This is a genomic window from Pseudomonas sp. ASL3, from assembly GCF_056680425.1.
Genome location: NZ_CM155281.1, coordinates 4,876,249 through 4,899,072 on the forward strand (window position 1 = coordinate 4,876,249; position 22,824 = coordinate 4,899,072).

Annotated in this window: 21 protein-coding genes and 1 pseudogene; 20 read left to right on the forward strand and 2 right to left on the reverse strand. The window is 59.1% G+C overall.

Annotation, left to right across the window (positions count from 1 at the left end; translation table 11 throughout):
- Nucleotides 1–5 precede the first annotated feature (5 nt).
- The 20 genes and pseudogenes from AC1MEE_RS22530 to AC1MEE_RS22625 all read left to right on the forward strand — a co-directional run.
- A pseudogene (locus AC1MEE_RS22530) lies at nt 6–149 on the forward strand (helix-turn-helix domain-containing transcriptional regulator); the annotation flags it as partial.
- A 293-nt stretch (nt 150–442) separates the two neighbouring features.
- A complete protein-coding gene (locus AC1MEE_RS22535; protein WP_480411745.1) occupies nt 443–832 on the forward strand; it encodes a DUF2946 domain-containing protein in 390 nt (129 codons plus the stop codon).
- A gap of 72 nt (nt 833–904) precedes the next feature.
- Nucleotides 905–1,390 carry a copper chaperone PCu(A)C gene (locus AC1MEE_RS22540; RefSeq protein WP_480411746.1) on the forward strand — a complete coding sequence of 162 codons (486 nt, stop codon included), beginning with the start codon at nt 905–907 and terminating at the stop codon, nt 1,388–1,390.
- A 131-nt stretch (nt 1,391–1,521) separates the two neighbouring features.
- Nucleotides 1,522–2,892 carry a PepSY-associated TM helix domain-containing protein gene (locus AC1MEE_RS22545; protein WP_480411747.1) on the forward strand — a complete coding sequence of 457 codons (1,371 nt, stop codon included), beginning with the start codon at nt 1,522–1,524 and terminating at the stop codon, nt 2,890–2,892.
- Between the two features lie 203 nt (nt 2,893–3,095).
- Nucleotides 3,096–3,884, forward strand: coding sequence for an ABC transporter ATP-binding protein (locus tag AC1MEE_RS22550; protein WP_480411748.1), 789 nt, complete (start codon nt 3,096–3,098; stop codon nt 3,882–3,884).
- Nucleotides 3,881–4,846 (forward strand): ABC transporter substrate-binding protein, encoded by a 966-nt coding sequence (locus tag AC1MEE_RS22555; protein ID WP_480411749.1) that lies wholly within the window; start codon nt 3,881–3,883, stop codon nt 4,844–4,846. The genes AC1MEE_RS22550 and AC1MEE_RS22555 overlap by 4 nt, the downstream gene beginning before the upstream one ends.
- A 62-nt stretch (nt 4,847–4,908) precedes the next feature.
- Nucleotides 4,909–5,898, forward strand: coding sequence for a FecCD family ABC transporter permease (locus AC1MEE_RS22560; protein WP_480416305.1), 990 nt, complete (start codon nt 4,909–4,911; stop codon nt 5,896–5,898).
- A gap of 157 nt (nt 5,899–6,055) precedes the next feature.
- A complete protein-coding gene (locus AC1MEE_RS22565) occupies nt 6,056–9,574 on the forward strand; it encodes a dermonecrotic toxin domain-containing protein (protein ID WP_480411750.1) in 3,519 nt (1,172 codons plus the stop codon).
- A gap of 214 nt (nt 9,575–9,788) precedes the next feature.
- Complete coding sequence (gene urtA / locus AC1MEE_RS22570; protein ID WP_480411751.1) at nt 9,789–11,054, forward strand: urea ABC transporter substrate-binding protein; 1,266 nt, start codon at nt 9,789–9,791, stop codon at nt 11,052–11,054.
- Nucleotides 11,055–11,222: 168 nt separating this feature from the next.
- Complete coding sequence (gene urtB / locus AC1MEE_RS22575; protein WP_480411752.1) at nt 11,223–12,725, forward strand: urea ABC transporter permease subunit UrtB; 1,503 nt, start codon at nt 11,223–11,225, stop codon at nt 12,723–12,725.
- Complete coding sequence (gene urtC / locus AC1MEE_RS22580) at nt 12,725–13,804, forward strand: urea ABC transporter permease subunit UrtC (protein ID WP_480411753.1); 1,080 nt, start codon at nt 12,725–12,727, stop codon at nt 13,802–13,804. Before urtB ends, urtC begins: the two co-directional genes overlap by 1 nt.
- Nucleotides 13,801–14,661, forward strand: coding sequence for an urea ABC transporter ATP-binding protein UrtD (gene urtD, locus AC1MEE_RS22585; RefSeq protein ID WP_480411754.1), 861 nt, complete (start codon nt 13,801–13,803; stop codon nt 14,659–14,661). The genes urtC and urtD overlap by 4 nt, the downstream gene beginning before the upstream one ends.
- 292 nt (nt 14,662–14,953) lie before the next feature.
- Nucleotides 14,954–15,652 (forward strand): urea ABC transporter ATP-binding subunit UrtE, encoded by a 699-nt coding sequence (urtE, locus tag AC1MEE_RS22590; RefSeq protein ID WP_480411755.1) that lies wholly within the window; start codon nt 14,954–14,956, stop codon nt 15,650–15,652.
- 57 nt (nt 15,653–15,709) lie between these two features.
- A complete protein-coding gene (locus AC1MEE_RS22595; protein WP_480411756.1) occupies nt 15,710–16,549 on the forward strand; it encodes an urease accessory protein UreD in 840 nt (279 codons plus the stop codon).
- Between the two features lie 130 nt (nt 16,550–16,679).
- Complete coding sequence (ureA, locus tag AC1MEE_RS22600) at nt 16,680–16,982, forward strand: urease subunit gamma (RefSeq protein WP_033055605.1); 303 nt, start codon at nt 16,680–16,682, stop codon at nt 16,980–16,982.
- Nucleotides 16,983–17,004: 22 nt separating this feature from the next.
- Entirely contained in the window at nt 17,005–17,544 is a 540-nt protein-coding gene (locus AC1MEE_RS22605) for an N-acetyltransferase family protein (protein ID WP_480411757.1), read from the forward strand.
- Nucleotides 17,545–17,559: 15 nt separating this feature from the next.
- Nucleotides 17,560–18,096, forward strand: coding sequence for a GNAT family N-acetyltransferase (locus AC1MEE_RS22610; RefSeq protein WP_480411758.1), 537 nt, complete (start codon nt 17,560–17,562; stop codon nt 18,094–18,096).
- Nucleotides 18,093–18,401 carry an urease subunit beta gene (locus AC1MEE_RS22615; RefSeq protein WP_480411759.1) on the forward strand — a complete coding sequence of 103 codons (309 nt, stop codon included), beginning with the start codon at nt 18,093–18,095 and terminating at the stop codon, nt 18,399–18,401. Before AC1MEE_RS22610 ends, AC1MEE_RS22615 begins: the two co-directional genes overlap by 4 nt.
- A 139-nt stretch (nt 18,402–18,540) precedes the next feature.
- The gene (gene ureC, locus AC1MEE_RS22620; protein WP_480411760.1) at nt 18,541–20,241 is read left to right on the forward strand and encodes an urease subunit alpha; all 1,701 of its coding nucleotides are present in this window, start codon (nt 18,541–18,543) and stop codon (nt 20,239–20,241) included.
- 88 nt (nt 20,242–20,329) lie between these two features.
- Nucleotides 20,330–21,460 carry a sensor histidine kinase gene (locus tag AC1MEE_RS22625; protein WP_480411761.1) on the forward strand — a complete coding sequence of 377 codons (1,131 nt, stop codon included), beginning with the start codon at nt 20,330–20,332 and terminating at the stop codon, nt 21,458–21,460.
- A 98-nt stretch (nt 21,461–21,558) separates the two neighbouring features.
- On the opposite strand, the gene AC1MEE_RS22630 is transcribed toward AC1MEE_RS22625, so the two are convergent.
- Entirely contained in the window at nt 21,559–21,864 is a 306-nt protein-coding gene (locus tag AC1MEE_RS22630) for a chaperone modulator CbpM (RefSeq protein WP_480411762.1), read from the reverse strand.
- 2 nt (nt 21,865–21,866) lie between these two features.
- On the reverse strand, nt 21,867–22,808 hold the full coding sequence (cbpA, locus tag AC1MEE_RS22635) for a curved DNA-binding protein (protein ID WP_480411763.1): 942 nt from the start codon (nt 22,806–22,808) through the stop codon (nt 21,867–21,869).
- Nucleotides 22,809–22,824 lie beyond the last annotated feature (16 nt).

The window sequence follows — 22,824 nt, forward strand, 5'->3', positions numbered from 1 at the left end:
CAACCGTGAGCGAACAATTCACCCACTTCGACGCCGCCGAATATCTGAAGACTTCAGAAGACATGGCAGCTTATCTGAGGGCTTGTCTAGAGAAGGACTCTGGTGATGGAGCATTGATTCGTGCAGCACTTGATGACATCGCACGTGCTTCTGACATCAAAACCGCATGAAGGTCGTTCCTCGGGCATAGATCCGGTGTTGCAGTGCCTACGTCTTCGCGAACAAGTTCGCTCCCACATTAGTTGATCTCGGCCTGACGCAAATTTATGGGTTGACCACAGCCTCTGTGGGAGCGGACTTGTCCGAATACTATTTATCGGGCTCTGGGGATTTTTGATCAAAATTAGAATCCGCGGCATCTCACCACACCCGGTTTTTTTACTTATATCGGCGCTTCAGGCTAAATAGCGCCATTGATCGCCTACTGAAATGGAAATCACCCATGTCCCGACATCGGCTGGCATTTGCCTGGATCGCCTGCTTTGCAGTGCTGTTCAACATGCTTGCCATGCCGCTTTCCGGGGCAGCACCCAAGACCGTCAGTGAGCAGTTGTTGTGGGGCAGTTTTTGTACCGCCAGCGGCAGCAAGCTGGTGGCGATCTCTCTGGGCAAGACCGATCAAAGCGCTCCGCAACACGATGACCACTCGGCCATGCAGCACTGCTGGTGCTGTTCCGGCTCGGCACCGCTGGTGACGATCCCTGCCGGTTTTGCCAAGTGGTTCGCGATCCAGACTGAAACGCGCCTGACGCGTGAGATTCATTCCCCTGCTCCACTGTCCCCGCGCCAGCAATGGCCGAGCCTCAATCCGCGGGCTTCTCCGCTGGTCTGATCCGAGCCTTTGAAAAAGCGCCATGGACCATAAGGTCCGGCGCATCGGAATCGATCCTGCTGGAGAACTACCATGATCAAGAAGATCCTCGTTCTGGCCGCCCTGCTGCTGCCTGCCTGCTTTGCCAATGCCGACACCTCTGAATACAGCGTCGGCGAACTGCGCATCATTCATCCGTGGTCCATGGAGTTGCCGCCCAACGCGCCAACCGTCGCCGCCTATTTCGTTGTGCATAACAACGGCAAAAACCCTGATCGCCTGCTCAGCGTCGACTCCCCCGTGGCCGGCAAGGCCGAGCTGCATGAACATCTGATGCAAGATGGCTTGATGAAGATGCAGCAGGTTCAGAGCGTCGATATCCCTGCCGGTGGCGAGGCGAAGTTCGAACCGATGGGCTATCACGTCATGCTGCTGGAGCTTAAGGACAAATCGAAGTTGACCAACGGCCAACGCTTTCCGCTGACGTTGCACTTCGAAAAATCCGGTGATGTGACCGTAGACGTTCTGGTGCGGAAACAAGCGCCGGATGAGAACACCGAATCCATGCCCAGCTATTGAGGCTGATCCGCTCGGGTCCACATTGAATTGAGCCGCGCGCGCCCGCAACGCGTCAGCTCACCCCTGTCGGCACCCTGAGGGCGGCCGCACAGGTTGAACCTGTGCTTGTCTTTGCGCCGGGAGCGCTGCACATGACGCCAACCAAAGTTTCCTTCTACAACCTCGCATGGCGCTGGCATTTCTATGCCGGTCTGTTCGTTACGCCGTTCATGATCCTGCTGTCACTGACCGGGATGATTTACCTGTTCAAACCCCAGCTGGACAACCTGATGTACAGCGACCTGTTGTACGTAGAGCAGGGCCCGCATCCGCTCAGCGCCGACACCCAACAACAGCGGGTGCACGCGGCGTTTCCACACGCGACGATCAGCAAGTACCTGCCGCCGTTGAATGCCCAAGGCAGCGCGGAGTTCGTGGTGCAGCAGGACGGCCGCGAGCTGAATGTGTTTATCGACCCGTATCGCGGCGAGATGCTTGGCACTCAGGATGGCAAAAACAACCTGCAAGCCACCGTCCGCGCCCTGCATGGCAAATTGCTGCTCGGCACAGTCGGTGATCGGCTGGTGGAACTGGCTGCTGGCTGGGGAATCGTGCTGGTGGTTTCTGGCCTGTACCTGTGGTGGCCGCGCGGCAAGTCGTCGGCGGGGGTGCTGTGGCCGCGGTTAAACAGTAAAGGCCGCGTGCTGTGGCGGGATCTGCATGCAGTGACCGGCTTCTGGGGCGCACTGTTCCTACTGATGATGCTGCTCAGCGGCATGACCTGGACCGGCGTCTGGGGCAAGCAATTCGCCGATGTCTGGAACACTTTCCCGGCAGCGCTGTGGAACGAGGTGCCCAAGTCCGACAAACAGGCTGGCGAACTCAATAGCCCCACGCGCCAGACCGTACCTTGGGCGCTGGAAAACACGCCGATGCCGCAGTCTGGCGATCATGCCGAACACATGGCCCACGGTGGCGGCATGATCGCGCCGGCAGCACCGACGCTGTCGCTGCAACAAGTGGTAAAGATTGCCACCGAGCAGCACGTTGAGCCGGGCTATAGCATCACCGCCCCGACTACCGCCGACGGCGTGTTCACCATTTCCGTGTTCGCCGACGACCCACGCAACGACGCCACCCTGCACGTCGATCAATACACCGGTAAAGTGCTGGCCGACGTGCGCTGGAAGGATTACAGCAACGTCTCCCGCGCCACGGAAATGGGCGTGATGCTGCATGAGGGCAAGATCTTTGGCTGGGTCAATCAGCTTGTCATCCTCTTGGTCTGCCTGATGGTGCTGCTCAGTTCCGTGAGCGGGCTGGTGATCTGGTGGAAACGTCGCCCGCAAGGCAGCCTTGGCGTTCCGCCGATGCGCCACGACCTGCCACGCTGGAAAACCGCCATCGTGATCATGATCGGCCTGGGTGTGGCGTTTCCGTTGGTGGGGATTTCATTGGTGGTGGTTTGGGCGTTGGATTGGTTGGTGTTGTCGCGTTTTGTCAAGGCGCAACCCGCAAGCTGATTTCATGATGACTGTAGGAGCTTGCTTGCCCGCGATGGATCGCGAAGCGGTCCCAAAAAGCTGATCTCAACTCTAATGCCAGAATCGAGTTTGCTGATTTTACGACTGCTCCGGTCGGACGCGACCCCGGAGCGATCGCGGGCAAGCGCGCTCCTACAACTAACCGTGTTTGCTGCGCAATCGCCTACAAAAGGATTTACGCATTGACTTCACTCACCCTCTCCAATCTCGCTTGGTCCCCCCTCGGCCACGGCCATTGTCATCACCAGTTTCAACTGCGAGAGGTCGGCCTGCGGGTGGCGCCGGGGGAGTTTGTCGGGCTGATCGGGCCCAACGGCAGTGGCAAGACCAGCCTGTTGCGCTGTGCCTACCGTTTCGCTCGACCGGCCGGGGGTGAGGTGTTGCTCGGCGAGGTCGATGTCTGGCAGCAATCGCCACGCTGGTGTGCGCAACGCATCGCCGTGGTGTTGCAGGAATTTCCCGACGCCTTCGGCCTGACCGTCGATGAAGTGGTCGTCATGGGTCGCACGCCACACAAGGGCATGTTCGATGGCGATACGCTGCAAGACCGGCAGATCGCCCGCAATGCGCTGACGTCGGTGGGCATGCAAGGTTTTGAAGATCATGCGTTCGCCACCCTGTCCGGCGGCGAGAAGCAGCGGGTGATCCTGGCCCGCGCCTTGGCGCAGCAACCGAAGATGCTGATCCTCGATGAGCCGACCAACCACCTCGACCCGCGCTATCAGCTCGAATTGTTGCAACTGGTCAAGCGCCTGAACATCGGCACGCTGGCCAGCATTCATGACCTCAACCTCGCCGCCGCTTTTTGTGACCGGCTGTACGTCATCGACCATGGCCGTATCGTCACCAGCGGCACGCCTGCCGAAGTGCTGACTGTCGAGTTGCTGCGCGAGGTGTTCGGCGTCGATGCGTTGGTCGACACTCACCCGCTCTCCGGCTACCCACGAATTACCTGGATCACTCACCCATGACGTCCTTTTTCATCCTGCGCATCAGCCTTGCCTTCGGCCTGCTGTCGGGCGCAACCCAAGCCCTGGCCGACGCCACGCATTACCCGCTGACTATCCAGAGCTGCAACCGCGAAGTGACCTTCGACAAGGCGCCGCAACATGCCGTCAGCCATGACATCAACATGACCCAGATGCTGCTGGCCCTGGGATTGAAATCGAGCATGGTCGGTTACAGCGGCATCAGCGGCTGGAAATCGGTCACGCCACAGATGGCGAAAATCCTCGACGGCCTGCCGGAGCTGGCGAGCAAATACCCGTCAGTGGAAACCCTACTCAACGCCAACGTCGACTTCTTCTTCGCCGGCTGGGATTACGGCATGCGGGTGGGTGGCGACCTCACCCCGCAGACCCTCGCACCGCTGGGAATCAAGGTCTATGAACTGACCGAGTCCTGCGCCTTTGTGATGAAGCGTCCGGCGGCGAGCCTTGAAGACATGTACACCGACCTGCGCACGCTGGGGAAAATCTTCGACGTGCAGCATCGCACCAATCAGTTGATCGCCCAGATGCAGCAGCGGGTGGCGAAGATCAAGGCCAGCCTGCCTGCGGATCGACCACGGGTGTTTCTCTATGACAGCGGCGAAGACCGGGCCATGACCTCAGGCCGACTGGCAATGCCGCAGGCGCTGATCAGTGCGGCGGGCGGGCGCAATATTCTGGACGACATCGATGCCAGCTGGACGCGGGTCAATTGGGAAAGCGTGGTGGAACGCAATCCTGAGGTCATCGTGATCGTCGATTACGGCGAAGTGACCGCCGCGCAGAAGGAGCGCTTCCTGCTGGACAACCCGGCGCTGCAATCGGTCTCTGCGATCCGCAACAAGCGCTTCATCGTTATCCCGTACGTGGCCGCCACGCCGGGCATCGACAATATCGACGCCATCGAAACCCTGGCCGCAGGCTTTCACGGCACCCCCTTGTGAACCAGCGTCTGTCCTTGAACCTGCCCTTATCCATCAGCGGTGGGCGCAACTACAGCCTGTTGATGCTGGGCCTCGGCATTTTGCTGCTGGCCTCGTGTGTGCTGTCGCTGGGTTTCGGTTCGGCGCGGGTGCCGGCAGAGGTGGTCTGGCAGATTCTCCTGCACAAGCTGTTCGGTCTGGGGCCTGACTCGCCAAGCTGGAGCGCAGGCCAGGAACATATTGTCTGGCTGATTCGCGTGCCCAGGATGTTGCTCGGCGCGCTGGTAGGTGCCGGCTTGGCGCTGACGGGCGCGGTGTTGCAGGCCGTGACCCGCAATCCGCTGGCCGATCCGCATCTGCTGGGCGTGACCTCCGGCGCGACATTGGGCGCAGTGATCGTAGTGCTGCATGTCGGCCAAGTGATCGGCATTCTGACCCTGCCCGTTGCCGCGTTCATCGGCGCGTTGTGCAGCATGCTGATGGTGCTCGCCATCGCCAGCCGCCAGGGCCGCCTGGACAGTGACCGTCTGCTGCTGTGCGGGATCGCGGTGTCGTTCGTGATGATGGCGGCGGCCAACCTGCTGCTGTTCATGGGGGACCATCGCGCCAGCTCCGCGGTGATGTTCTGGATGCTTGGCGGGCTGGGGCTGGCACGCTGGGAACTGCTGGGCATCCCGGCACTCAGCGTGTTGGTCGGACTGGTCTTGCTGCTGGCCATGGCCCGCGCCTTGAATGCCTTGATGGCCGGCGAACAGACCGCCGTGACCCTGGGCCTGAACGCACGCAATGTGCGAATCAAGGTGTTCCTGATCGCCTCGCTGATGACCGGCGTGATGATCTCGATCACTGGCTCCATCGGTTTCGTCGGCCTGATGGTGCCTCACGTTGCCCGACGTCTGGTGGGCGCCGAACACCGTCGACTGCTGCCGGCTTCAGTATTGATGGGGAGCATTTTCCTGGTCTGGGTCGATGTCGCCGCCCGCACCTTGATCGCGCCGGAGGACTTGCCTATCGGTGTCGCCACGGCAGCCATCGGTGGACTGTTCTTTATTGTGTTGATGCGCAAGCGCTGAGCCGTCGGACTTGCCCTACCCGCAAATAGCTGAATGCGCCCTGCCGGATCTCCAGCGGCCGACAGACGCCAGTTGCCCACAGTGACTTCATGACTTGGACCGCTCAATCCATTCTGTATCGAGCGGACACCCTTCTCACGAGTTATGAATAGCCACTATGACCACTCAACTTCCCACACCCGCTACGCGACAAGCACAGCCACCGGTAACAACGATATTCCCGCCCTACTTTCCCGATATTGTCGACTTAGAACTGCAGAAAATCCTTGATCGCGATTTCCCCTCTCTTGTTATTGATCTCAATAACACATGGCTGAACCTGTATGAGCTCAACGCAACCCACATTCCTCCTTTCACCGACTTTCCTGTACCAACAGCATCGCCGACGCCCCGTACGGTCCGCGCGCTCACACGCGCCATACCTTTTCGCGACAGTCTGATCGATTTTTTCCTGGGCACATTAGTGCTGTCCGAAGATGACCTTTACGGCTTGTTCACTCATCCCACAACCGTCGACGAACGAGAGCTGGTTGGGGGTTTGAGTCAGAAGGACATTCAGTCTATCTACGGTCAGTTAGCCAACACATTGATCGATGCCTACAACGAATCCCTGCTGAGTTACTGGAACATCGTCGAGACGACCGGCAAGACGCGCAGGGCATTGTTCAACGAAGAACGTGTACACACCCTGCAAATGGAGGCGCGGGTAGGGGTCGAACAAGGCAGCTTGACCGCGGCTCAGGACGACATGCTGAAGATCATGCTCCGCTATAGCCAGGATAAAAGCGTTAACCCCGTGCAAAAGCATGGCGTTTATACCTTGTCACTGGATCGGCCCGATCAGCCGGCAATCGATTTTGCAGGCTGCTTCGTTCTCAGTTATGCCTGCAACACCGGCATGCCTACTGTCGACGACGCAAGGCTGGGCCCGGTTTTGCTCTATACCCCGAATGCCGGTCTGGAGGGATTCGCGTCGTTTCCTTTACTGACTGAAGCATTGAACCAGCGACTGGCCGACCCCGAACAAAAACAGTGGCTGTTGAAAAATGCAGAGTCCAAATACACCACCTCCCTGCTGCAAGGCCCGGATCAAGGCCAAGTCACGCACGCCTGGCGTTACATCCCCACCGGTGGCGATTTCCTGAGCGCGCAGTTCGTTTGGCAACGAATGAAACAACAATCGGATTTCGCTCACTGCGTCGAGGTTGCAAAAGCCGGCGCGCTCGATTGCCAGGGATTTCTGGAACGGCTGTCACAGATGCTCGACCCGCGGTATCAGTTCGACAACTACCTGAGTCTGGACAGGAACGAAAAAAACCACCTCCATGCCGCCATGCCCGGTTGGTGGCACGCAATGAGTACCGAGGAAAAAAGCGAGTGGTTAACCTCGGCAAAAACGTTCGGTGGCTCGATCATCGAACTTCAGCAATTGACTCAGGATCAGTTGAACACGCCTGAATTCGACAGCGACCTGCTTCTCAATGCATACATCGACAGCGTCCTCAAGACCTTCTTGTCCGAGCAAAACATACGGCTGACTCCCGACACGGTTTACGTCGATATCATCTACTTCACGGAGTTACCCACGCCTGCCTTTCCGGGACAAACGGAGCGGGAGACCAGAAGCACGTTGACCAAACGATATACGCTCAAATCATTGGCCGTCGAACAACCACGCATACTCAAACCGGGTTACTCACGCGACATCGTTGTGACCGATGCGAACAATATTCGTATCCGAGGACTTGATGCCAACGCTGTCCGTGATCTGGTGGCCCGAATCAACATCGAGGACATCTTCGATCGTTTTCTGGTCACCACGCTGAAAACATCTGCCTATGCCCGGACCTTGCTTGAGAAGTCCACCAGGCTGGCGCTCACCCAAATGCGCATGGGGTTGCTCATGGCCAGGCGAAAAGGGTTTGAGCAAGTCGGTCTGGACTGGATAACAGCGGTGCTGGATGCTCCTGACGCGACAATGCGCAGGCAGGTAAAGTCCAAAAACATTCAGCTCAAGTTTCTGAAGATCAACACTGTACTGTTGTCGAATGTGATGCTGATCGCACCGGACGATGCCGGTGAACGAAGGGCCATTGTGCTCTGCACGCTCAACGCGCCAGACGGCATTGTCTTTCGCTGGTTTTCAAGCACAGAAAGTCTCAAAAACAACTTTCTCACCCAACCGGCATTCCGTGAGTACCTGCTGCTGCAGATCCCTATCGCACAACGGCCTATAACGCACAGAAACCTCGAAATGGATGCCTGGCTCAAGCATTACCGCTTCCCGACTTTTTTCAAATACCTGCCACAGCCAGTCCCGCTCCCCGCCATCCTCTGGGAGGTCGTGACCTTCGTCGAACAGAGCAAAGACTTCCTCGTTGAAAACCACGACATCAGAATCGACCACATGATCAGCGACGCGAAAGCATGCAGGGTCAATTCGCAAGGACCCCAGGCCAGTGACCACAGTGCCACGGTTCAATTGGCAATCGGCATCGCCCTCCTTTTTTTGCCTGCGCCGGTGATGATTCCCCTGGTACTCGGCCTGGGCTTGTACGCAGCCTGGGAGGGTTTCAGAAAAATCGATGAAAGCGATTACGAAGGCGCCGCTGGAGAATTCCTTGTTGCCCTCAGTTACCTGGTACCCGCGGGGATTGGAAAGCTTTCCCTCCCGACCAAGCTTGTGACCCCCATTAACACGTTTCGCCCTGCCCCGCCACTCGTACGCAGGATCGGACCCGATGGTGAGAAACATATCGGCTTTTTGCTATCACCCACCCGCGCGCCACAACTGGGCAACTCAGCACGGGTCACAGCGCTTGACCCTGGAAAATTCACCATCGCTAAAATAGGCGATGAGGTGTTCTACGTCCGCAACCGCTTCAATCTATTTGGGCACTCTCCGCTCTATCGCCAGGCCCCCGGCGATCCTGGCATGCTGGTGCACAGCGGCGGGTTTGGTCTTCGCAACAAAAAACGCCTCTGGATCAGGGCGTCTTATCACGCCAGGGGCACCAATACGCTCATCTTCAGTGGTGCGAGTCGCGAACTGGATAGGCTGACAATGCGATGGCCAAAATCAGTGGAGAGCTTGAGCATCGCAGAAAAGACGCGCTTTGAAACTGACTACCTCGCGCTGGCCAGAACCTCCAATTCCGCGTTTCTTCCAGAGGTGCTTGCCTATTGCGAGGCCGGTTCAGCTGACATAAACACGGTGTTGCGAGCAGGCACCAAAAACCCCGCCACACGCAAGTTCCTGCAAGAGTTTTACCGACTCAACGAGTATCAAGGCGTGGCCTTTCGGGTAGCCCATGTGTCTTCTGCCAGCTTGCAACGCTTGAAAAGCAAGATCGGGCTGATCTATGCCGACGCGGGCGTTCAATCCGCCTCCGTCAGCCGCTGGAATGCAACACGATGGAGTCAGGACCAATTCGTCACTCAACACGCGACGGCCGATGACCATTTGATTTTCATGATCTTCGACAATTCTGTACCCAAGAAAAATATGTTCACCATCCTCCTCGGCGATCATGTCGCTATTCCACCGAGTACGCCCGTGCAGTTAATGGCGACCAAGGAGGTGGACGGAAAATTCTTCACCTACTTCGCCATGCCCCAAGAACTCAGCACCCATGTTTTCGATATCTACACCGGGAATCGGGAAATACTGGTCTAGCGTTCGACCTTTGCGTCGCGCACCACATCAGCGCAACTCGCGCACCCGTGTATGGATTTGGATCCATGCCGGTGCGCGGCATCTAGTCCAGACAACAGATTCATACCTTTTTGCGACGTTTTCATCCTTGGCCCAGCCTTTGCTAAAGACCTTTCAGACACGCGTTTGCAGTGATCGCACCCGCCCCCTGAAATCCAAGAATGGAGATAGCCCAATGAAGCGTCGCAGTCTGATCAAAGCTTTCACCCTGTCCGCCTCGATTGCCGCCATGGGCATGACGTGGAGCGTCCAGGCCGCTGAGACGATCAAGGTCGGCATCCTGCATTCGTTGTCCGGCACCATGGCGATCTCCGAGACGTCACTCAAAGACATGGCGTTGATGACCATCGACGAAATCAACGCCAAGGGCGGCGTCAATGGCAAGATGCTTGAAGCGGTGGTGGTCGACCCAGCGTCCAACTGGCCGCTGTTCGCCGAGAAAGGCCGTCAGTTGTTGACCCAGGACAAAGTAGCGGTGGTCTTTGGCTGCTGGACCTCGGTGTCGCGTAAATCGGTATTGCCGGTGTTCGAAGAACTCAACGGCCTGCTGTTCTACCCCGTGCAGTACGAAGGCGAAGAGATGTCGCCGAACGTGTTCTACACCGGTGCAGCACCTAACCAGCAGGCCATTCCTGCGGTCGAGTACCTGATGAGCGAAGAAGGCGGCGCCGCCAAGCGTTTCTTCCTGCTGGGCACCGACTACGTTTACCCGCGCACCACCAACAAGATTTTGCGTTCGTTCCTCAAGTCCAAAGGCGTCGCCGACAAAGACATCGAAGAGGTCTACACCCCGTTCGGCCACAGCGATTACCAGACCATCGTATCGAACATCAAAAAATTCTCCGCCGGTGGCAAGACCGCTGTGATCTCCACGGTCAACGGCGACTCCAACGTCCCCTTCTACAAAGAACTGGCCAACCAGGGTCTGAAAGCCACCGACGTGCCGGTTGTGGCGTTCTCGGTCGGCGAAGAAGAACTGCGCGGGATCGACACCAAGCCGCTGGTGGGCAACCTCGCCGCCTGGAACTACTTCGAGTCTGTGCAGAACCCGGTCAATACCAAGTTCGTCGCTGACTGGAAAGCCTATGCCAAGAAACACAACCTGCCGGGCGCTGACAAGGCGGTGACCAACGACCCGATGGAAGCCACGTACGTTGGCATCCATATGTGGGCGCAGGCTGCCGAGAAAGCCAAGTCGACCGACGTTGACAAGGTTCGCGCAGCCCTGGCTGGCCAGACCTTCGCCGCACCGTCGGGCTACACCCTGACCATGGACAAAACCAACCACCACCTGCACAAGCCGGTGATGATCGGCGAGATTCAGGCCGACGGCCAGTTCTCGGTGGTCTGGCAGACCGAAGGCCCGATCCGCGCTCAACCGTGGAGCCCTTACATCCCTGGCAACGACAAGAAGCCGGACTATGCGGTGAAAAGTAATTAATCGGTTACCCCTCTCCTTGTAGGAGCGGGCTTGCCCGCGATCGAGTGCGCAGCGCTCGCAAAACGGCTGGAATCAGTGTCATGTCCAGCACCGAATGAAGGTCCTTCGGCCCTTATCGCAGACAAGTCAGCTCCTACAAAGTCCGCGCATGACCGTGAGACATCCGATATGCCCACTGCCCTAATACGCCTCATTCTCGCTGTGGTGCTGCTGTTGCCACTGGCAGCCCACGCCAGCGATGCCAGTGACTTCGTGGCGGCCAATCCGGTGCAGCAAGCCAAACTGCTTGAAGCCTGGGCGGCAAAGCCAGATCCGGCGCGAGTCGAGTTGATCAATGACCTGCAACAAGGCCAGATCACGGTCGATGGCGAAGCAAAAGTCCTGCGTCTGAACAACCGCCTGCGGGGTCTGATCGAGACCACGCTGGCCAGCCACCAACTGCTCGCTGTCGATGCCAAATTGCGTCTGGCGGCGGCGCTGCAACTGCAAAAAAGTGCCCAGCCTGCACAGCTCCCATTGCTCAATCAAAAGGTCGCCAGCGAAACCGACGCCACCGTGCGCACCGCCTTGAGCCTGGCGCTGGCCAACCTGCAACTGGTGGACAGTGACCCGGCCGTGCGTCTGGCCGCCGTCCGTTTGCTGGGTGAAACCGGCGACCCGCTGGCCCGCACACGCCTGGAAACCCTGCTCGACCCCACCGTCGAAACCGATGCCGGCGTGCGCACCGCTGCCGAAACCAGCCTGGCTCAGGTCAAACGCAAATTGATGGTTGGCGAAATACTCGGCGAGGCCTTCAGTGGTTTGTCGCTCGGCTCGATTCTGCTGCTGGCGGCGCTGGGGCTGGCGATCACCTTCGGCCTGCTGGGCGTGATCAACATGGCCCACGGCGAGATGTTGATGCTGGGAGCCTACTCCACCTATGTCGTGCAGTTGATGTTCCAGCGTTACGCGCCGGGGGCATTGGAGCTCTATCCGCTGGTGGCGCTGCCGGTGGCGTTCTTCGTCACGGCGGTCATCGGCATGGCCCTGGAGCGCACGGTTATTCGCCATTTGTATGGCCGGCCACTGGAAACCCTGCTGGCGACCTGGGGCATCAGCCTGATGCTGATTCAACTGGTGCGTCTGGTCTTCGGCGCACAGAACGTCGAAGTCGCCAACCCCGAGTGGTTGTCTGGCGGCATTCAAGTGCTGCCCAATCTGGTGCTGCCGTACAACCGCATCGTGATCATTGCGTTTGCGCTGTTCGTCGTCGTCCTGACCTGGCTGTTGCTGAACAAGACCCGCCTGGGTCTGAACGTGCGCGCCGTCACTCAGAACCGCAACATGGCTGCCTGCTGCGGTGTACCCACCGGCCGCATCGACATGATGGCCTTCGGTCTGGGCTCGGGCATCGCCGGTTTGGGTGGCGTGGCCTTGAGTCAAATCGGCAACGTCGGCCCGGATCTGGGCCAGAGCTACATCATCGACTCCTTCCTGGTCGTGGTGCTGGGCGGAGTCGGTCAACTGGCCGGTAGCGTGATGGCGGCCTTCGGGCTGGGCATCGCCAACAAAATCCTCGAACCGCAGATCGGCGCCGTACTCGGCAAGATTCTGATCCTGGCGCTGATCATTCTGTTTATCCAGAAACGTCCGCAAGGGCTCTTCGCACTCAAAGGACGGGTGATCGACTGATGAACCAGCCTCTTATGGTCACGGCTGCGCAAAAAGCCGGCCCGACAATCACCTTGGCCGTCGGCACGGCGGTCCTTGTGGTGTTGATCGCACTGGCATTGTTATCGTTGCTACCGGCCGACAACAGCCTGCAAGTCTCCGCCTACACCCTGACGCTGGTGGGCAAAATCCTCTGCTATGCCATCGTCGCGTTGGCGCTGGATCTGGTCTGGGGTTATGCCGGGCTGTTGTCGCTGGGGCATGGCCTGTTCTTCGCCCTCGGTGGCTATGCCATGGGCATGTACCTGATGCGCGAAGCCGCCGGCGATGGCCTGCCTGCGTTCATGACGTTCCTGTCATGGACCGAACTGCCCTGGTACTGGACCGGCACCAATCACTTCCTCTGGGCCATGTGCCTCGTCGTATTGGCCCCGGGCTTGTTGGCGCTGATCTTTGGCTTCTTCGCCTTCCGCTCGCGGATCAAGGGCGTGTATTTCTCGATCATGACCCAAGCCCTGACCTTCGCCGGGATGCTGCTGTTCTTTCGCAACGAGACCGGCTTCGGCGGCAACAATGGCTTCACCAACTTCCGCAGCATTCTGGGCTTCAGCATTACCTCACCGGGGACACGGGCGACGCTGTTTCTCGCCACCGTGGTCTTGCTGGTCGGCAGCCTGTATGTGGGCTGGCGCCTGGCGCAAAGCAAGTTCGGCCGGGTGCTGACCGCGCTACGTGATGCTGAAAACCGCCTGATGTTCTGCGGCTACGACCCACGCGGTTTCAAGCTATTCGTCTGGGTCTTGAGCGCCGTGATGTGCGGGCTGGCCGGGGCCTTGTATGTGCCGCAAGTCGGCATCATCAACCCCAGCGAAATGTCGCCGACCAACTCCATCGAAGCCGCCGTGTGGGTCGCCCTCGGTGGCCGTGGCACGCTGATCGGCCCACTGCTGGGTGCCGGCCTGGTCAACGGCATGAAGAGCTGGTTCACCGTGGCCTTCCCTGAGTACTGGCTGTTCTTCCTCGGCGCGCTGTTTATTGTCGTGACGTTGTTCCTGCCCAAAGGCGTGATTGGCCTGCTGAAGAAAAAGGGCGAGCAATGAAAACCACACCGACTCCCGCCTTCATGCTCGAACCGATCCTCGCGCCGAACTCCGATGCGGGCACCAGTCGTGATGCCATCAGCCACGGCCAGCTCGCCGGTGAAGGCCTCGACACCCGACACGGCACCATCCTTACCCTGGAGGACATCAGCGTCAGCTTCGATGGTTTCAAGGCGTTGAACGATCTGAACCTATACATCAGCGTCGGCGAATTGCGCTGCATCATCGGCCCCAACGGCGCGGGCAAAACCACACTGATGGACGTAATCACCGGCAAGACCCGGCCCAGCCACGGCAAGGCCTGGTTCGGCGAAACCCTGGACCTGACGCTGATGAGCGAAGTGCAAATCGCCCAGGCCGGGATCGGGCGCAAATTCCAGAAGCCGACGGTGTTCGAAGCGTTGAGCGTGTTCGAAAACCTGGAGCTCGCGCAGAAAACCGACAAGTCGGTGTGGGCCAGTTTGCGTGCGCGCCTGAGTGGCGAGCAGCAAGACCGCATTCTCGAGGTACTGGAAACCATCCGCCTGACCCACTCCATGCATCGCCCGGCCGGGCTGTTGTCCCACGGGCAGAAACAGTTTCTGGAGATCGGCATGTTGCTGGTCCAGGACCCACAATTGCTGCTACTCGACGAGCCGGTGGCCGGCATGACCGACGCCGAAACCGAGTTCACCGCCGAGCTGTTCAAAAGCCTGGCAGTCAAACACTCGTTGATGGTGGTGGAGCACGACATGGGCTTCGTCGGTTCGATTGCCGATCACGTCACCGTCCTGCATCAAGGCAGCGTGCTGGCCGAAGGGTCGCTGGCCGACGTGCAGGCGGATGAGCGGGTGATTGAGGTGTATCTCGGAAGATGATTGATACCCCTGTAGGAGCTGACTTGTCTGCGAAGACCATACAACGCGGTTCGTCAGACATACCGCGTCGCGCCATTCGCAGACAAGTCAGCTCCTACACAGGCTGTGTGAAAACCTCCGCGACCGATTAACTGATTAAAAACCGACCTGAAAATCGCGTTCCTACGTGAAATCCAGGTCTGTCCAGCAGCCGATCTATTTCTGAATTGACGTACGAACGCGCAGTTCAGTTTTCTGTTGGGGTTTTCACACAGCCTGTACAGGTCACTCACAATTGCTTGAGAACTTACCCATGCTGCAAGTCGACAAACTCCACCAGTATTACGGCGGTAGCCACATTCTTCGTGGCCTGTCCTTCGAGGTGAATATCGGCGAAGTGACGTGCCTGCTCGGCCGTAACGGCGTGGGCAAGACCACGCTGCTCAAAGTGCTGATGGGCCTGCTGCCGTCCAAGGAAGGCGCCGTGCAATGGGAAGGCAAAACCATCACCGGCTTCAAACCGCACCAACGGGTACACGCCGGGATCGCTTACGTGCCCCAGGGCCGGGAAATTTTCGGCCGCCTGACCGTGGAAGAGAATCTGCTGATGGGCCTGTCACGTTTCCCCGGCTCCGAAGCCAAGGAAGTCCCGGCGTTTATCTACGAGTTGTTCCCGGTGCTGCTACAAATGAAACACCGACGCGGCGGTGACCTGTCCGGTGGCCAGCAACAACAATTGGCAATCGGCCGTGCCCTGGCCAGCCGCCCTCGCCTGTTGATCCTTGATGAACCCACCGAAGGCATCCAACCGTCGGTCATCAAAGAGATCGGCGCGGTGATCAAGAAACTTGCCGCGCGAGGCGACATGGCGATTCTGCTGGTGGAGCAGTTCTACGATTTTGCCGCTGAACTGGCGGATCAGTACCTGGTGATGTCCCGTGGCGAAATTGTTCAGCAGGGCCGTGGCGATGACATGGAAGCCGAAGGGGTTCGCGGTCTGGTGACTATTTGATGCGCCAATCCGTTAAGGTGTGCTCTATCGTCAGACCCTATAAAACATAACGACACCATGAACCTTCCTGCCCACACCGCGCTGTTCACCCCCAGCTGGCACGCCGAGCTGGAGCTGGGCTATGGCCGTTTCGGCGACAGCACGCGACCGACCCTGCGTCGGCATCAAGGCCCGCTTCGGGTGCAAAAGCATCTGTATGCCGAAGGCCCGCAGGTCTGCCAACACATCATCGTTCACCCACCGGGCGGGATTGCCGGCGGTGATCGGCTCGATATTTCGGCCAACGTCGGCAAAGACGCATGGGCACAACTGACCAGCCCCGGCGCGGCCAAGTGGTACCGCGCCGCAAGCCCGGCCTATCAACAGCTGGAGCTGCGCGTAGAGGCCGGGGCCACGCTGGAATGGCTGCCGCAGGAAACCATCGTCTTCAGCGCTGCCCAGGCCGAACTGACCACCCGCATCGAGCTGCAAGGCGATGCACGTGTGCTGTACTGGGACATGGTTGCACTGGGCCGCCCAGCCAGTGGCGAGCGCTTCGATCGTGGTCATTTTCAGTCGCAGGTCGAGATCCGCCGCGACGGCCAATTGCTGTGGCACGAGCGCCAGCGAATCATCGGCGGCGATGGCCTGCTCGACTCGCCCATCGGCCTGGGTGGCAAGCCTGTGTTCGCCACATTGCTGGTGACTGGCGAGGTGAGCAGTGAATTGCTGGAAACCTGCCGCAACCTGCTAAATCCCGTACGCGCTGACCTGACTCAACTACCCGGCCTGTTGGTCGCCCGCTGCCTGGCCGACGAAGCCCTGCACGCCCGCGCCTGGCTGATCGAATTATGGAAGCTGCTGCGCCCGGCATTGCTGGGACGTGAGGCTGTACCGCCAAGAATATGGAGTACCTGACAAACACCGTCATTGTAGGAGCTGCCGAAGGCTGCGATCGACCGGGAACCGGTCGTCACGATCACCAACGCATCGCAGCCTTCGGCAGCTCCTACAGGTCACTCTCAAACGACACAAAACGGATTAAACAATGGACCTGACCCCCCGCGAAAAAGACAAGCTGCTGATCTTCACCGCCGGCCTGGTTGCCGAACGGCGCCTGGCGCGGGGAGTGAAGCTCAATTACCCGGAAGCCATGGCCTATATTTCCGCCGCGCTGCTGGAAGGCGCCCGTGATGGCAGGACGGTCGCCGAGCTGATGCATTTCGGCACCACCCTGCTGAGCCGCGAACAGGTCATGGAAGGCATCCCGGAAATGATCCCGGAGATCCAGGTCGAAGCCACCTTTCCCGACGGCACCAAGCTGGTGACCGTGCACCAACCGATTGCCTGATTTTGACGATGCGAGCCTTGTAATGACGTACCTCATTCGTGACGCCCTGGAAGCCGATCTTGCCGGCATCCGCGATATCTACAACGACGCCGTGCTCAACACCACGGCCATCTGGAACGAACAAGCAGTCGATCTCGCCAATCGCAAGGCCTGGTTCGACGCTCGTCAGACCCAGGGCTACCCTATTCTGGTAGTGGTCGATGCGGCTGATGACGTGCTTGGCTATTCCTCGTTCGGCGACTGGCGGCCGTTTGATGGCTTCCGGCATACCGTCGAGCACTCGGTTTATGTGCGTGCCGACCAACGCGGCAATGGCCTCGGCCCGCTGTTGATGCAAGCTCTGATCGAGCGCGCCAGGACCTGCGACAAACACATGATGGTCGCCGCCATCGAAAGTGGTAATGCCGCCTCGGTGCGTCTGCACGAACGCCTCGGTTTTGCGATCACCGGCCAGATGGCACAGGTGGGTACCAAGTTCGGTCGCTGGCTCGACCTGACCTTCATGCAATTGAATCTGACACCGGATGCCGCGCCTCCAGCGCCTCGCTCTCCTAGCCCATAAAAAGGAAGTCTGCCCATGAACGCCGCCCAGTTACGACGCGTCAACGCCGAAAGCTTTCCCCACTATCGCCAGGGTCTGGTCGAGTTGCTGCTCGACGCCGTCCAGCACGGCGCGTCGGTGGGATTCATGGCTAATCTGCAGGCCAGTGAGGCCCTTACCTATTTCGACGGCGTGCGCGCAGAACTGGAAAAAGGCAATGTGCTGCTGTGGGCGGTGGTCCAGGAAGAACAAGTGCTGGCCAGCGTTCAACTGTCGTTGTGCCAAAAGCAGAACGGCCTCAATCGCGCCGAAGTGCAAAAACTGCTGGTGCTGAAACCGGCGCAGCGGCGTGGCCTGGGCGGGCAATTGATGAGCGCCCTTGAGCAGGCCGCGCACCAACACAAGCGCGGCCTGCTTTACCTGGACACTGAAGCCGGCTCGCCCGCCGAAGACTTCTATCGCTCCGTGGGCTACACCTTGTCCGGCAAGCTGCCCGATTACGCGTGCAGCCCCGACGGCGAATACAAAGCAACGGCCATCTACTACAAAACCTTGTCGAGGACGACTGCATGATCCCTGGCGAATATCAGATCCAGCCCGGCGATATCGAACTCAATGCCGGCCGCCGTACGATCAGCCTGAATGTTGCCAACAGCGGTGACCGGCCAATCCAGGTCGGCTCGCACTTTCACTTTTTCGAAACCAACGACGCCCTGAGCTTCGAGCGTGCCGCCAGCCGCGGCATGCGCCTGAACATCCCCGCCGGCACCGCCGTACGCTTCGAGCCGGGCCAGTCGCGGGATGTGGAATTGGTGGACCTGGCGGGACATCGTAGGGTGTTTGGGTTTGCCGGCAGAGTCATGGGTGAGTTGGACTGACAACGCTGGAAGGTCCTCCGGACCTTATCGCAGCCTTCGGCAGCTCCTACAGAGTGAGATCACCGCAACACTTGTAGGAGCTGCCGAAGGCTGCGAAGAGGCCAGTCCAGGCACAGAAAATTAAAGATTAAGGATCGCCATGAAGATTTCCAGACAAGCCTACGCCGACATGTTCGGCCCCACCGTCGGCGATCGCGTGCGACTGGCCGATACCGAGCTGTGGATCGAAGTCGAGAAAGACTTCACCACCTACGGTGAAGAAGTGAAGTTCGGCGGCGGCAAGGTCATTCGTGACGGTATGGGCCAGGGTCAGCTGCTGGCAGCCGACGTGGTCGACACCTTGATCACTAACGCGCTGATCGTCGATCACTGGGGCATCGTCAAAGCCGACGTCGGCCTCAAGAACGGCCGCATCGCCGCTATCGGCAAGGCCGGCAACCCGGATATCCAGCCCGACGTAACCATAGCGATCGGTGCCAGTACCGAAGTCATTGCTGGCGAAGGCATGATCCTCACTGCGGGCGGCGTCGATACCCACATCCACTTCATCTGCCCCCAGCAGATCGAAGAAGCGCTGATGAGTGGCGTGACCACTATGATCGGCGGCGGCACCGGCCCGGCCACGGGTACCAATGCCACCACCGTCACTCCGGGCCCTTGGCACTTGGCGCGCATGCTGCAAGCCGCCGACGTCTTCCCGATGAACATCGGTTTCACCGGCAAGGGCAACGTCAGCCTGCCCGAACCGCTGATCGAGCAGGTCAAAGCCGGCGCCATCGGCTTGAAACTGCATGAAGACTGGGGCACCACGCCGGCCGCCATCGACAACTGCCTGAGCGTCGCCGATCAATACGATGTGCAAGTGGCGATCCACACCGACACCCTCAACGAATCCGGCTTCGTCGAAACCACCCTGGCAGCGTTCAAGGGCCGCACCATCCACACCTACCACACCGAAGGCGCGGGTGGCGGGCATGCCCCGGACATCATCAAGGCCTGCGGCTTCCCCAACGTCCTGCCCAGTTCGACCAACCCGACCCGGCCGTTCACCAAGAACACCATCGACGAACACCTGGACATGCTGATGGTTTGCCATCACCTGGACCCAAGCATCGCCGAAGACGTGGCCTTCGCTGAAAGCCGTATCCGTCGCGAAACCATCGCCGCTGAAGACATCCTGCACGACCTCGGCGCGTTCTCGATGATCAGTTCCGACAGCCAGGCCATGGGCCGTGTCGGCGAAGTGATCATGCGCACCTGGCAGACCGCCGACAAAATGAAGAAGCAACGTGGTCCGCTGGCTGAAGACGGTCCCGGCAACGACAACTTCCGCGCCAAACGCTACATCGCCAAATACACCATCAACCCGGCGATCACCCACGGCATCAGCCATGAAGTGGGCTCGATCGAAGTGGGTAAATGGGCCGATCTAGTGCTGTGGCGCCCGGCGTTCTTTGGGGTAAAACCGAGCCTGATCCTGAAAGGGGGCGCCATCGCCGCCAGCCTGATGGGCGACGCCAACGCCTCGATTCCGACACCGCAACCGGTGCACTACCGCCCGATGTTCGCCAGCTATGGCGGCTCGCTGCACGCCACCAGCATGACCTTCATCAGCCAGGCGGCGCTGGATGCCGGAATCCCGGAATCATTGGGCCTGAAAAAGAAAATCAGCGTGGTGAAAGGCTGCCGCAACCTGAAAAAAACCGACCTGATCCACAACGACTATCTGCCGAACATTGAGGTCGATCCGCAGACCTATCAGGTCAAGGCCGATGGCGTGCTGTTGTGGTGCGAGCCGGCTGAGGTGCTGCCAATGGCGCAGCGGTACTTCTTGTTCTGATGCGAACCGGACAGTGCTTGAAACGGGGCAAAAGCGCTACTATGCGAGACGCCTCCATCAACGCTGTCCCAGCAAAGGTTGCCCGCCCATGCGCCTATCTGAATTCATCGTCCAGCAGGTTGAGCGCATCGTCGATGAATGGGAGAAGTTCGCAAAAACCTTCAAACCGGCAGCGGATTCATTAAGCGGTCAGGAGTTGCGCGACCACGCCAAGTCGATTCTGCTGGCGGCCGCCCGGGACATGAACACTGCGCAGACCGCCAGTGAACAGGCGGCCAAAGCCAAAGGTGAAGGCCCGGAAAAATCCTCGACACTGGATCAGGCAGCTGCCAGCCATGGCGAACTACGTCATACCGTGGGCTTTGATTTGGTACAGATGACGTCTGAATTTCGTCATTTGCGTGCCAGTGTCATCCGCTTATGGGTGGGCAGTCTGGAGTCGCCGGATCTGGCGTATTTTCAGGACATGATTCGTTTCAACGAAGCCATCGATGAAGCCTTGGCCGAATCCACCGCGGCCTATGCCGAGCAGGTGGCACGCTCACGGGATATTTTCCTGGCGATTCTCGGGCATGACCTGCGCGCGCCCTTGCAGGCGGTGAGCATGTCCACGGAGCTGCTGGTGCGCAAGGTCGGCCTCGATGAAGCCGCGCTGTCCTACATTGCGCGCATCAAGGGCGGTACCCGTCATATGAGCGCGATGGTCAGGGATTTACTCGAGTTCGTGCGCAGCCGCCTGGGCACCACTCTGCCCATCGAGCGAAAGCCCATGGACCTGGCTGCCGCCTGTCGCGAGGCCATCGACGAAGCCTGTGCCGCCCAGCCCGACTGTCATCCACATCTCTTGATCAACGGTGACACCCGCGGCGAATGGGATCACGGGCGCATCAATCAATTGCTGCAAAATCTGATCGGCAATGCGCTACAGCACGGTTCCAGTAGCCACGAGGTCAGCCTGACCCTCAACGCTGACGAGCACAGCGTCACACTGCTCATGCACAACTTCGGCGAACCCATTGCCGAAGACTCGATTGGTACAATTTTCGATCCACTGGTGCGCAGTTCCAGCGAAGAGGTCGGCCAACCTTCGACCAGCCTTGGGCTGGGTCTGTTTATCGTCAAGGAAGTGGTCAACGCCCATCAGGGCAGCATCAAGGTCTGCTCAAACCGTGACGATGGCACATCGTTTACTGTGGTGTTGCCCAAGCGAGGGGACTGATTTATTTTTCGTGCTTTTTGAAAAATCAATCTGTCCCCGGCCTCCAAGCGGGACAGATTGATTTTCGATGAAGCGCTGAAAATAAATCAGTCCCCTGATCACTCCACCAAAAACCGCCCCAGCCGCTGTTTCAGCATGAGGTTCTCGGCCCTCAGGCGTTCGACTTCATCCAACAGATCAAGCGCCAGAGCGACGCCTTGCCATTCCAGCTCAAGATCATGCTGCAGTTTGACCGCCCGTCTGGCGACAGCCAACGCATGGGCATCGAATAACCAATCGTCCGGCTTTCGCCCCTGAGGTTCGAGGATGCCGTGTTCGACGATTTCGATCACGTAGGCGGCCGGCATATCGGTCGCCTGACAGAATTCCTTCATATCCAACTCTACGATCAGGGTGCTGCTCATGATCAGTTACTCCATTGGGCACGCGGATCAAAGGCTGCTTTTTCAGCCAGGCTTTGCCAAAGCGCTTTGGTGTCTTCGTCGGTGGACTTGGGCATCACGACTTTGAGCTGGGCATACAGATCACCGCGCAGGCCCTGCTTGTCGAGCAAGCCATTGCCTTTGACCCGCAGGCGCTGACCGCTCTGGCTGTCCGGCCGAATGGTCAGGTTGATCTTGCCGGTCAGGGTCGGCATGGCGACTTTGGTACCCAGCGCAGCTTCCCACGGCGCCAGCGGCACGGTGATGATCAAGTCATGACCTTCAACATCGAACAGCGGATGAGGTGCCAGACGGATGATCAGGTACAGATCACCGTTGGCCCCACCTCCCACGCCCGGCGCGCCCTGCCCCTTGAGGCGGATGCGCTCGCCGTCGGCCACACCGGCGGGGATCTTCACGTTCAAGGTCTTGGTGATGTCCGCCATGCGCTGGCCGTCAGCACCGTATTGCGCCACCTTGAAGCTGACTTGTTTCGATTCGGTCGACAGGGTTTCTTCGAGGAAGATCGGGAGTTCCATTTCTACATCCTGTCCACGGCGACCGGCGCTGCGCGCACGGCCTTGCTGGGCCCGACCACCGAAGATCGAGCTGAAAAAGTCTGAAAAGTCACCCGGATCATCCCCATAACCGCCCGGTGCGCCACCACGGCTCTGCCAGCCAGGAGGGCCCTGGAAAGGACGACCCTGCTGGCCATATTTGCGCAGGTCATCGTATTCGGCGCGTTTATCCGGGCTTTTCAGGACTTCATAAGCCTCTGAGGCCTCTTTGAATTTGTCCTCTGCGCCCTTTTCCTTGCTGACGTCCGGGTGATATTTGCGTGCCAACTTGCGATACGCGACCTTGATCGCCTTGTCGTCCGCAGTCGGTTCCACCCCAAGAATCTTGTAGTAGTCTTTGAAGTCCATGTAACGGTCACCATCC

Excerpts from the sequence above, each read along its gene's own strand:
- AC1MEE_RS22565 (WP_480411750.1), top strand. The coding sequence starts at position 6,056 with ATGACCACTCAACTTCCCACACCCGCTACGCGACAAGCACAGCCACCG.
- AC1MEE_RS22625 (WP_480411761.1), top strand. The coding sequence starts at position 20,330 with ATGCGCCTATCTGAATTCATCGTCCAGCAGGTTGAGCGCATCGTCGAT.
- AC1MEE_RS22610 (WP_480411758.1), top strand. The coding sequence starts at position 17,560 with ATGAACGCCGCCCAGTTACGACGCGTCAACGCCGAAAGCTTTCCCCAC.
- AC1MEE_RS22605 (WP_480411757.1), top strand. The coding sequence starts at position 17,005 with ATGACGTACCTCATTCGTGACGCCCTGGAAGCCGATCTTGCCGGCATC.
- ureC (WP_480411760.1), top strand. The coding sequence starts at position 18,541 with ATGAAGATTTCCAGACAAGCCTACGCCGACATGTTCGGCCCCACCGTC.
- urtD (WP_480411754.1), top strand. The coding sequence starts at position 13,801 with ATGAAAACCACACCGACTCCCGCCTTCATGCTCGAACCGATCCTCGCG.
- urtC (WP_480411753.1), top strand. The coding sequence starts at position 12,725 with ATGAACCAGCCTCTTATGGTCACGGCTGCGCAAAAAGCCGGCCCGACA.
- AC1MEE_RS22630 (WP_480411762.1), bottom strand. The coding sequence starts at position 21,864 with ATGAGCAGCACCCTGATCGTAGAGTTGGATATGAAGGAATTCTGTCAG.
- AC1MEE_RS22545 (WP_480411747.1), top strand. The coding sequence starts at position 1,522 with ATGACGCCAACCAAAGTTTCCTTCTACAACCTCGCATGGCGCTGGCAT.
- AC1MEE_RS22615 (WP_480411759.1), top strand. The coding sequence starts at position 18,093 with ATGATCCCTGGCGAATATCAGATCCAGCCCGGCGATATCGAACTCAAT.
- ureA (WP_033055605.1), top strand. The coding sequence starts at position 16,680 with ATGGACCTGACCCCCCGCGAAAAAGACAAGCTGCTGATCTTCACCGCC.
- AC1MEE_RS22540 (WP_480411746.1), top strand. The coding sequence starts at position 905 with ATGATCAAGAAGATCCTCGTTCTGGCCGCCCTGCTGCTGCCTGCCTGC.
- AC1MEE_RS22595 (WP_480411756.1), top strand. The coding sequence starts at position 15,710 with ATGAACCTTCCTGCCCACACCGCGCTGTTCACCCCCAGCTGGCACGCC.
- urtE (WP_480411755.1), top strand. The coding sequence starts at position 14,954 with ATGCTGCAAGTCGACAAACTCCACCAGTATTACGGCGGTAGCCACATT.
- AC1MEE_RS22535 (WP_480411745.1), top strand. The coding sequence starts at position 443 with ATGTCCCGACATCGGCTGGCATTTGCCTGGATCGCCTGCTTTGCAGTG.
- AC1MEE_RS22560 (WP_480416305.1), top strand. The coding sequence starts at position 4,909 with ATGCTGGGCCTCGGCATTTTGCTGCTGGCCTCGTGTGTGCTGTCGCTG.
- urtB (WP_480411752.1), top strand. The coding sequence starts at position 11,223 with ATGCCCACTGCCCTAATACGCCTCATTCTCGCTGTGGTGCTGCTGTTG.
- cbpA (WP_480411763.1), bottom strand. The coding sequence starts at position 22,808 with ATGGACTTCAAAGACTACTACAAGATTCTTGGGGTGGAACCGACTGCG.
- urtA (WP_480411751.1), top strand. The coding sequence starts at position 9,789 with ATGAAGCGTCGCAGTCTGATCAAAGCTTTCACCCTGTCCGCCTCGATT.
- AC1MEE_RS22555 (WP_480411749.1), top strand. The coding sequence starts at position 3,881 with ATGACGTCCTTTTTCATCCTGCGCATCAGCCTTGCCTTCGGCCTGCTG.